Annotated in this window: 8 protein-coding genes and 1 pseudogene; 5 read left to right on the top strand and 4 right to left on the bottom strand. The window is 74.1% G+C overall.

Going from position 1 to position 9044, the window contains the following annotated elements; translation table 11 throughout:
* Positions 1-2289 (top strand): annotated as a pseudogene (locus ACFVVX_RS14585) (hypothetical protein); the annotation flags it as partial.
* A 107-nt stretch (positions 2290-2396) separates the two neighbouring features.
* Entirely contained in the window at positions 2397-3326 is a 930-nt protein-coding gene (locus ACFVVX_RS14580; RefSeq protein ID WP_218201876.1) for a cellulose-binding protein, read from the top strand.
* 83 nt (positions 3327-3409) lie between these two features.
* On the opposite strand, the gene ACFVVX_RS14575 is transcribed toward ACFVVX_RS14580, so the two are convergent.
* Complete coding sequence (locus ACFVVX_RS14575) at positions 3410-3721, bottom strand: hypothetical protein (protein WP_387945222.1); 312 nt, start codon at positions 3719-3721, stop codon at positions 3410-3412.
* Positions 3718-4512: an alpha/beta fold hydrolase gene (locus ACFVVX_RS14570; RefSeq protein WP_387945220.1), complete on the bottom strand. Its 795-nt coding sequence runs from the start codon at positions 4510-4512 to the stop codon at positions 3718-3720. Before ACFVVX_RS14570 ends, ACFVVX_RS14575 begins: the two co-directional genes overlap by 4 nt.
* A 91-nt stretch (positions 4513-4603) precedes the next feature.
* Here ACFVVX_RS14570 and ACFVVX_RS14565 point away from each other — a divergent pair, with 91 nt between their 5' ends.
* On the top strand, positions 4604-5608 hold the full coding sequence (locus ACFVVX_RS14565) for an ABC transporter ATP-binding protein (protein WP_387945218.1): 1005 nt from the start codon (positions 4604-4606) through the stop codon (positions 5606-5608).
* A 1-nt stretch (position 5609) separates the two neighbouring features.
* On the top strand, positions 5610-6377 hold the full coding sequence (locus ACFVVX_RS14560) for an ABC transporter permease subunit (RefSeq protein ID WP_387945216.1): 768 nt from the start codon (positions 5610-5612) through the stop codon (positions 6375-6377).
* Positions 6378-6402: 25 nt separating this feature from the next.
* On the opposite strand, the gene ACFVVX_RS14555 is transcribed toward ACFVVX_RS14560, so the two are convergent.
* On the bottom strand, positions 6403-6723 hold the full coding sequence (locus ACFVVX_RS14555) for an ATP/GTP-binding protein (protein WP_387945214.1): 321 nt from the start codon (positions 6721-6723) through the stop codon (positions 6403-6405).
* A 227-nt stretch (positions 6724-6950) separates the two neighbouring features.
* On the opposite strand from ACFVVX_RS14555, the gene ACFVVX_RS14550 reads away from it, so the two are divergent.
* A complete protein-coding gene (locus ACFVVX_RS14550) occupies positions 6951-8261 on the top strand; it encodes an LLM class flavin-dependent oxidoreductase (RefSeq protein ID WP_387945212.1) in 1311 nt (436 codons plus the stop codon).
* Between the two features lie 135 nt (positions 8262-8396).
* On the opposite strand, the gene ACFVVX_RS14545 is transcribed toward ACFVVX_RS14550, so the two are convergent.
* On the bottom strand, positions 8397-8789 hold the full coding sequence (locus ACFVVX_RS14545; RefSeq protein WP_387945210.1) for an SCO5389 family protein: 393 nt from the start codon (positions 8787-8789) through the stop codon (positions 8397-8399).
* Positions 8790-9044: the final 255 nt, after the last annotated feature.

The following is a 9044-nucleotide window of genomic DNA, read 5'->3' as shown; positions in this document are numbered from 1 at the left end:
GCCCTGCGCGAGGCCGCCGACGCCCACGCCGACCGCGTGCGCACCGAGGCCGAGCAGGCCGCCGCCGAACTCACCGAGCGCACCACCGCCGAGACCACCGCGCGCCGGGAGTCCGTCGAGGCCGCCGCGGCCGAGCTCACCGAGCGCACGGCCGCCGAGACCACCGCCCTGCGCGAGGCCGCCGACGCCCACGCCGACCGCGTGCGCACCGAGGCCGAGCAGGCCGCCGCCGAACTCACCGAGCGCACCACCGCCGAGACGACCCGGCTGCAGGCCGAGGCCGAGCAGGTACTGGAGTCCGCCCGGACCGCCGCCGAGGAGCGGCAGGCCGAGGCCCAGCAGGCGGCCCGCGCCCTGCGCGAGAAGGCGGCGGCCGAACTGGCCTTCGCCAACGAGCAGGCCGAGACCGTCCGCGCCGAGGCCGGCCGGGAGCTGTCCGAGGCCCGGGCCACCGCCGACTCCGTGCGCGCCGAGGCGGACGCGGTGCTGGAGCAGGCCCGCGTCGACGCCGAGGAGCTGACCGTCGCCGGCCGCGCCGCCGGGGCCGCGCTGGTCTCCGCCGCCGAGGACGAGGCCGCCGAGGTCCGCCAGTCGGTGGCCGGGATGCACGAGGCCGCCTCCCAGCAGATCGCCGGTCTCAGGGCCACCGCCGAGCGGGAGGCCGCCGACCTCCGCGAGCAGGCCGAGCAGGACGCCGCCGACCTGCGCGACACCGCCGAGCGCGAGACCGCCGAACAGCGCGCCATCGCCGACCGCGAGACGGCCGAGCAGCGCGCCCTGGCCGAGCGCGAGACCACCGAACAGCGCGCCGTCGCCGACCGCGAGACGGCCGACCTGCGGGCCAGGACCGCCGCCGAGGTCGCCGCGCTGCGCGAGCAGACCGACCTGGAGCTCACCGCCGAGCGCGAGGCCGCCGAGGCCGAACTGGGCCGTCGGCGCGCCGAGGCGCAGGCCTACGACGAGCAGCTGCGCGCCGGCGCCGAGGCCGAGCTCCGGGCCGCCCAGGAGTCCGCCGAGCGTCAGCGCGCCGAGGCCGAGGCACTGGCCGCCCGGACGGTGGCCGCCGCCGACGAGCGGGCCGCCGCCGCGATCGCCGAGGCCGAGGACTTCGCCGCCTCGCTGCGGGCCGAGGCCGAGGAGTACGCGCTGGCCACCCGGACCCTCGCGGACGACTACGACACCGCGACCCACGCCCGCGCCGACGCCTTCGACGCCGACACCCGCGAGGCCGCCGAGCAGTTCGACCGGTCCACCCGCGAGAAGGCCAACTCCGTTCTGGAGAAGGCCTTCGCGGACGCCGAGGCGCTCGGCGAGGACGCCCAGACGACCGCACTGGCCACCACCGCGGCCGCCGAGGAGCAGGCGGACGCGATGGTCGCGGCCGCCCGCAAGGAGGCCGACCGGCTGGTCGCGGCCGGCGAGGCCGCCGGCCAGGCCGAGGTCGAGAAGGGGCGTGCGGACGCCGACGCGCTGCTCTCCGAGGCCCGCCGGGACGCCACCGCGGTCCGCGAGCGCGCCGAGGAACTGCGCGAGCGCACCGACGCCGAGGTGGAGGCGCTGCACGAGCGGGCCCGCAAGGAGAACGCGCAGGCCATGAAGTCGGCCGGCGAACGGGTGGACGCGCTGGTGACGGCCGCCCAGGAGCAGCTGACCGAGGCCGAGGAGCAGGCGGTGGCCGCCGTCGCCGAGGCCGAGGAGCGCGCGGCGGCGCTGGTCGCGGCCGCCGAGGAGCGCGCCAACGAGCTCACCTCGGAGGCGTCCGCCGAGGCCAGCAAGGTCCGGATCTCCGCCGTCCGCAAGGCCGAGGGCCTGCTCAAGGAGGCGGAGACCAAGCTCGCCGACTCCACCGACCGCGCCGAGGCCCTGATCATCAAGGCCGAGGCCAAGCTGAAGTCCGCCCAGGACGACGCCGAGGAGCGGCTCGACTCGGCCTCGGCCGAGGCGGAGAAGCGGCTGCGGGGCGCCGACGAGGCCGCCGACGAGCAGATCGAGCTGGCGAAGGCGGAGGCCGATCGGCTGCTCGCCGAGGCCCGCACCGAGGCGAAGCGGGTCACCGACGAGGGCCGCCGCGAGCTGGACGAACTGGTGCGCCGCCGCAAGGACATCAACACCGAGATCTCCAGGGTGCAGGACGTGCTGTCCGCCCTGGAGGCCTTCGAGGCGCCGTCGCCGGCCGCACCGACCAACGGGGGAAGCAACACCAAGAAGGACGGGGGTGCCAAGGCCGGTGCCGGAGTTGGCTCACCCCGGTCGGGTGGCAATCGCTCCGGTGGCGCACCACCCGATTGAGCGGACATTCTCCGCGATGCATCGGCATTTCGCCGACGACACTCCGGTACCGTGACAGGATTCCCTCAACCACCTCAGCGGTTTGACGACAGGAAGCCCAGAACCCCATGAGCGACAGTCACTCCCCTCACGGCTTCGACCTGGTGCGCCGTGGGTACGAGCGTGCCCAGGTCGACGAGCGGATCACCAAGCTGGTGGCCGACCGTGACAGTGCCTTGACCCGGATCAGTGCGCTGGAGAAGCGCATCGAGGAACTCCACCTGGAGACCCAGACCGCTCAGGCGGCGGTCACCGAGGCGGAGCCCTCCTACGCCGGTCTCGGCGCCCGGGTCGAGAAGATCCTGCGGCTGGCCGAGGAGGAGGCCAAGGACCTGCGCGACGAGGCGCACCGCGCCGCCGAGCAGCACCGCGAGCTCGCCGAGGCCGCCGCCCAGCAGGTCCGCACCGAGGCCGAGAACTACGCCAAGGACCGCAAGGCCAAGGCCGAGGACGAGGGTCTGCGGATCGTCGACAAGGCCAAGAGCGACAGCGCCCAGCTGCGCGCCGAGGCCAACAAGGACGCCCAGAACAAGCGCGAGGAGGCGGACGCCCTCTTCGAGGAGACCCGCACCAAGGCCGCCCAGGCCGCGCTGGAGTTCGAGACCAACCTGGCGAAGCGCCGCGAGCAGTCCGAGCGCGACCTGGCCGCCCGCCAGGCCAAGGCCGAGAAGCGCCTGGCCGAGATCGAGCACCGGGCCGAGCAGCTGCGCCTGGAGGCCGAGAAGCTGCGCACCGACGCCGAGCGCCGCGCCCGTCAGACCGTCGAGACGGCCCAGCGCCAGTCCGAGGACATCGTGGCCGACGCCAACGCCAAGGCCGACCGCATCCGCAGCGAGTCCGAGCGCGAGCTGGCGGCGCTCACCAACCGCCGCGACAGCATCAACGCCCAGCTGACCAACGTCCGCGAGATGCTGGCGACGCTGACCGGCGCGGCCGTGGCCGCCGCCTCGCTGCCGAACGACGACACCATGGGCGTTCCCGCCCAGCAGTCGCGCTGACGCCGCCGCCACGGGCCCTCACCCTCCGGGGTGGGGGCCCGTGGTGCTGCTCCGTCAGGATCCGCCGCCCGGCCGGGCCCGGCTCACCGGGGGTAGGCGCCGTCCGGCCGCTGGTGGCCGCAGCTCAGCTGGTTCCCGTCGTCGTCCGAGACGGTGCCGAACCACGAGGTGCACCAGACCGAGACCGAATCCGGCCAGTACTGCACCTCGAAGGGGTGCCCCGAGCCGAAGTCCCCGTACGAGGTGACGATGAAGGTCTCGCCCGGCCGCATCCAGTAGTCCTCGCCGAGCGGCTCCAAGGTCAGTTCGACCAGTTCCTCGCTGCGGTTGGTGACCGGCATCCGACCGGACACCTGCAGCGCCGAGAAGTCCCAGCCCGCCGCGTCCTCCGTCATCCCGCCACCCGCGCCAGCAGTCCGCGTACGGCGGCGTTGAACGCCTCCGGTGCCTCCAGCGCGCTGAGGTGGCCCACGCCGGGGAGGACGGTCAGCTCGGCCGCCGGCTGCGCCCGGACCATCCGCTCGGCCTCCTGGACCGGCGTCAGGGCGTCCTCGGCGCCCACCACGACGGCCACCGGCACCCGCACCCCGGCCAGCACCTCCAGGGTGTCCTGGCGGGCCGCCATCGCCCGCTGCGCCCAGGCGACGGACGCCGGAGGGGCCGCGGCGATCATGTCCTGGACGCGGTCGAGCAGGTGGCCGGAGTCCGGTCCGAGCTGACCGGCCGCCATCCGCTCGTCGAGCAGCAGCCGGACGCTGTCCCGGGCGAGCACGGCGGCGGCGATCCGCTCCCGGTTGGCCAGGGCCTGCTCCGGGTCGGCGGTGGCCTTGGTGTTCGCCAGCAGCAGGCCGGCCAGCCGCTGCGGGTGACGGCGGGCGAAGGCCAGCGCCACGTACCCGCCCATCGACAGCCCGCCGAGCACCGCCCGGTCGATCCCGGCCGCGTCCAGCAGCAGCGCGATGTCGTCGGCGACCGCGTCCAGCGAGGGCTCGTCCGCACCCAGCTCGGTGCCGCCGAAGCCGCGCAGGTCGGGGGCGAGCACCCGGGCCTCGTCGCCGGTCAGACCGGGCAGCCCGTCGAGTTGGGCGCTCCACATCGAGGCGTTGAGCGGAAAGGCGTGCAACAGCACGAGGGGCATTCCGGTACCGCTCTCGCGGACCGACAATGCGGAGGGGAGCTGGGTCATGGCCCCACCGTAGTTCGGCTCGCCCGGCGGGCGCACTCAGCGGGCCGCCATGTCCGCTTTGTCATAGCCTGACGGAGAGTAAGGAGTCCGAATGATCGAGTTGCACGACCTGACAAAACGTTACGGCAAGACCCTTGCCGTCGACCGGCTGAGCTTCCAGGTACCGCAGGGCGTGGTCACCGGATTCCTCGGCCCCAACGGTGCGGGCAAGTCCACCACCATGCGCATGATCCTCGATCTCGACCGGCCCACCGGCGGCCGCGTCACCATCGACGGCAAGCGGTACGGACAGCTCAGCGAGCCGCTCAAGTACATCGGGGCGCTGCTGGAGGCCAAGGCCGTCCACCCCGGCCGCACCGCCCGCGACCACCTGCTCTGGCTCGCCCAGAGCAACCGCATCCCCACCCGGCGGGTGGACGAGGTGCTCGCCCTGGTCGGGCTCACCCCGGTGGCCCGCAAGCGCGCCCGGGGCTTCTCGCTCGGCATGGGCCAGCGCCTCGGCATCGCCTCCGCGCTGCTCGGCGACCCGGAGATCGTGATGTTCGACGAGCCGGTCAACGGGCTGGACCCGGAGGGCATCCTCTGGATCCGCAACCTGATGAAGCGCCTCGCCGGCGAGGGCCGGACGGTGTTCGTCTCCTCCCACCTGATGAGCGAGATGGCCGTCACCGCCGACCACCTGGTCGTCATCGGCCGGGGCCGGCTGCTCTCGGACCTGCCGATGGCCGAGTTCATCCGGCGCAACTCCCGCTCCGCCGTCCGGCTGCGCACCCCCCAGCCGGAGCGGCTGCTGGACCTGCTGGCCGGCGCCGGGCTGCGGCACGAACCCGGTCCGGACGGCTCCGTCGAGGTGGTCGACGGCGACCTCGCCCAGCTCGGCGAACTCGCCGCCGACCACGACGTCGTGCTGCACGAGCTCAGCCCCCAACAGGCCTCGCTGGAGGAGGCGTTCATGCAGATGACGGCCGACTCGGTGGAGTACCACGCCGGGGACGGCGAGGGCCGCGACGCGGCCGGGGCGCCCGGCACCTGGGGCGCCGACTGGCAGGACGCGGCAGTGAAGCAGCCGGCGACGGCCCGGCAGGAGGAGAACTGAGATGGCGTCCTTCCCCGCGGTCCTGCGCTCCGAGTGGACCAAGATCCGCAGTGTCCGCTCGACGGTCTGGACGCTCGCGCTGGCCTTCGTGATCACCCTCGGCGTCGGCGCGCTGCTGTCCCTGCTCACCAACAACAACTTCAGCGAGTTCCGGGGCGACGAGGACACCCCCTTCGACGCCACCGGCACCGCCTTCTCCGGCATCATCCTCGGCGAACTGGCCATCATCGTCTTCGGCGTGCTGGCCGTCGGCAACGAGTACAGCAGCGGGATGATCCGGGTCACCCTGGCCGCCGTGCCGCAGCGCGGCACCCTGCTGGCCGGCAAGGCCGTGGTACTCGGCGCGCTGGCCCTGGCGGTCTCCCTGGTCACCGCGTTCATCACGTTCTTCGTCGGCCAGGCACTGCTCGGCGACCACTCCACCGGCCTGGGCGACCCGAACGTCCTGCGCGCGGTGTTCGGAGCGGCGCTGTACCTGACGATGCTCTGCCTGTTCTCGGCCGGTGTCACCGCGATGCTGCACAACCAGACGCTGGCGCTGGGCGTGCTGGTGCCGTTCTTCTTCCTGCTCTCGCCGATCCTCTCGGCGGTGCCGAAGGTCAAGACGCTCGCCCACTACTTCCCCGACTACGCGGGCTCCCGGATGCTGCTGGTGTACGAGCAGCACGGGCAGCCCTACGGGCCGTGGACCGGCTTCACCATCTGCCTGGCCTGGACGCTCGCCGCACTGGTCGGCGGCGCGCTGGTGCTGAAGAACCGCGACGCCTGACCGGCCGCGGCGCCCTGACGCGGCACTAGTAGCGGGGGGCGCCGCGGCCGCGCTGGATGTTGGAGGCGCGCCGCTCGCGGGCGCCCCAGCAGGCCCGGTGCCAGTGCCGGCGGTCGTCCACCCCGGCGCCGTGCATCGGCCAGGCCACCACGTGCCCGACGCCCGGCGGGATCTCCTGGTCGCAGCCCGGGCAGCGGTAGTGGCGGCCGGCCGTGCCGGCCACCGTCTGCACCACCCACTCCTCGCCCTGGTAGTTCTCGGTGCGGCGCAGCGAGCCCCCGAGCGGGGGAGCCGGCTCCGCGGCCTCGTGGTCGGCTGCGATCTTGATCCGGTTGCGGCGCGGCACGGCTGGCTACCTTCCTACGGGGGCGCGGAACCATCCCAGCCTACGGCCGGAATCCGATCTCCCGGGCCTCTATCACGGCATCGCCCGGAGCTCCGGTGTTTCCCGTGATATCCACCCGATCTTCTGGGAAATTCGTGGTTCGGCGTGCCATTGGCACATGACATCGGTTACTCACGAGGGGACAGGCGGGGCCCGCAGACCCTGCGCGCACCCGAGGAGGCCCATCGATGACCAAGACCAGTGCCCGCGCCGAGGCCCGACGGCCCGTCGGGGTGCGTCCGCCCGCCCCCGGCCCGGTGCTCACCCCGCACGCCCCGGCGACCGCCACCCCCGGCACCCCGCTGCCCGTACCCGAGCGGGCGTCCGCGCTGCCCGCGGACACCGCGCCGGTCCGGGTCGGCGCCTTCCTGCTCTCGGCGCAGTTCCCCGGACAGACCCACGGCGAGGCGCTGGACCGCACCGTGCGGGCCGCCGTCGAGGCCGAGCGCGCCGGCCTGGACTCCGTCTGGCTGGCCGAGCACCACTTCGTCCCCTACGGGGTCTGCCCGAACGCCGCGACGCTCGCCGCGCTGCTGCTCGGCCGGACCCGCCGGATCGGTGTCGGAACGGCCGTCAGCGTGCTGTCCACCGCGCACCCGGTGGCGCTCGGCGAGCAGGCCGCGCTGCTGCACCTCACGTCCGACGGGCGGTTCACGCTCGGCGTCGGACGCGGCGGGCCGTGGATCGACCTGGCCGTCTTCGGCGGCGGCGTGGACGCGTTCGAGCAGGGCTTCCCGGAGCGGCTGGACCTGCTGCTGCGCTGGCTGCGCGGCTCCCGGGTGGGCGCGGACGGGCCGCAGTTCAGCTTCCCCGAGGTGGCCGTGGTGCCCCGGGCCGCCGAACCGGCCCGCCGAACCGAGCTCGGCGCCTGGCTGGGCCTCGGCGACCCCGGCGGGCGGCCGCGGTTCCCGCGCCAGCGCAAGGAAGCCGACGCCGCGGACGGGGAGCTCACGCTCGCCGGGCGCCCGGTGGCCGGCCCGCCGGTGGTCGTCGCCTGCACCTCCCCCGGCGGTGTCCGGCTCGCCGCCGAGCGCGGTCTGCCGATGCTGCTCGGCATGCACTCCGGGGACGAGGACAAGCTGCGGATGCTGGAGCTGTACCGGGCCGCCTGGCTGGCCGCCGGGCGCAGCGAGGAGCAGCTGCGCCGGGTCAACCGCCAGCACGTGGCGGCCGGGGTGGCCCAGGTCGACGACCGGACCTCGGCCGCGCGGGCCACCCTGCTGCGCTCGATGCCGGGCTGGTTCGAGTACGGGCTCGGTGCGCACCGCACGGTGGACGGCCGGGAGCGCAAGATGCGCGACCCGCGCGAGTACACCGAGCTGCTCTGCGACCTGCACGCGGTGGGCACGCCGAAGCAGTGCGCCGACCGCCTGCTGGCGACCGCCGAGCGGACCGGCATCCGCCGTTTCGCGCTGCTCGCCGAGGGCAGCGGTGACCGCGAGGCGACGCTGCAGAACATCGCCCGGCTGGGCTCCGAGGTGCTGCCGCAGCTGAGCTGAGGCCCGTGGAGGCCGCCGTCGCCGCGCCGGAACGGTTCTGCGACGGCCCGGGCCGCCCCTCCCCCTCGACATCCCGGTCGGGTGGGGGCGGGGCGGCCCGGTGGCGTCCTGCGGTCCGACCGGCCTGACGGCCGGTCAGCAGTCCCGCAGTTCGTCGGACTGGTTGAGCAGCTGCTCCCGGGCGGACGTGAAGCGCCGCAAACGCGCCTCGTTGGCGTCCGACGGCAGGAACACCGCCACCCGGTGACAGTTCTGGAAGGCCAGCTGGACGCCGAAGTGGCGCTGCAGGGCGCCCCGGATCGCGTCGCTGGCGAGGGCCCGGAGGAGCTGGCCACGGGCCTGCTCGCTGGGCGGCGGTACCTGGTTGTCGGCGAAGTCGGTGCCGTCGACCTTCGCCTGGGCGACCAGCGAGCTGATCAGCTCCCAGGCGTACGGCAGGGAGACGCGGACGCAGTCGACGAATTCCCGCTCGTCGACCTCGCCCCGCTCGGCCTTCTCCAGCAGGGCCGGTGAGACGTCGAGCGACATGGGTTCTCCTCTCGCGGTCCACCCGCGCGGCGCCCGGGTGGTTCTGCGTTGTCCAAGCTGAGGGTGAGGGTGGGCGATCGCGCGTGATGTCCGGAACACCGTCGGACGGCTGTTTCCGGCACCGTGCGGAGGCGGTTGGGCACAGGGCGTCAACCGCTCACAACAGCGTGGCAGCCATCCGTGGACGAGGCCGGTGGTTCCTGTGGATTGCTCCGGAAATACGACTCACTGCACCAGAATGGCCTGATCCTGTCG

The sequence above is a fragment of the Kitasatospora sp. NPDC058170 genome, assembly GCF_042883905.1.
GTDB lineage: Bacteria > Actinomycetota > Actinomycetes > Streptomycetales > Streptomycetaceae > Kitasatospora.
Note: the sequence above shows the minus strand (reverse complement) of the source record. Positions and strands in the feature narration are given on the sequence as shown.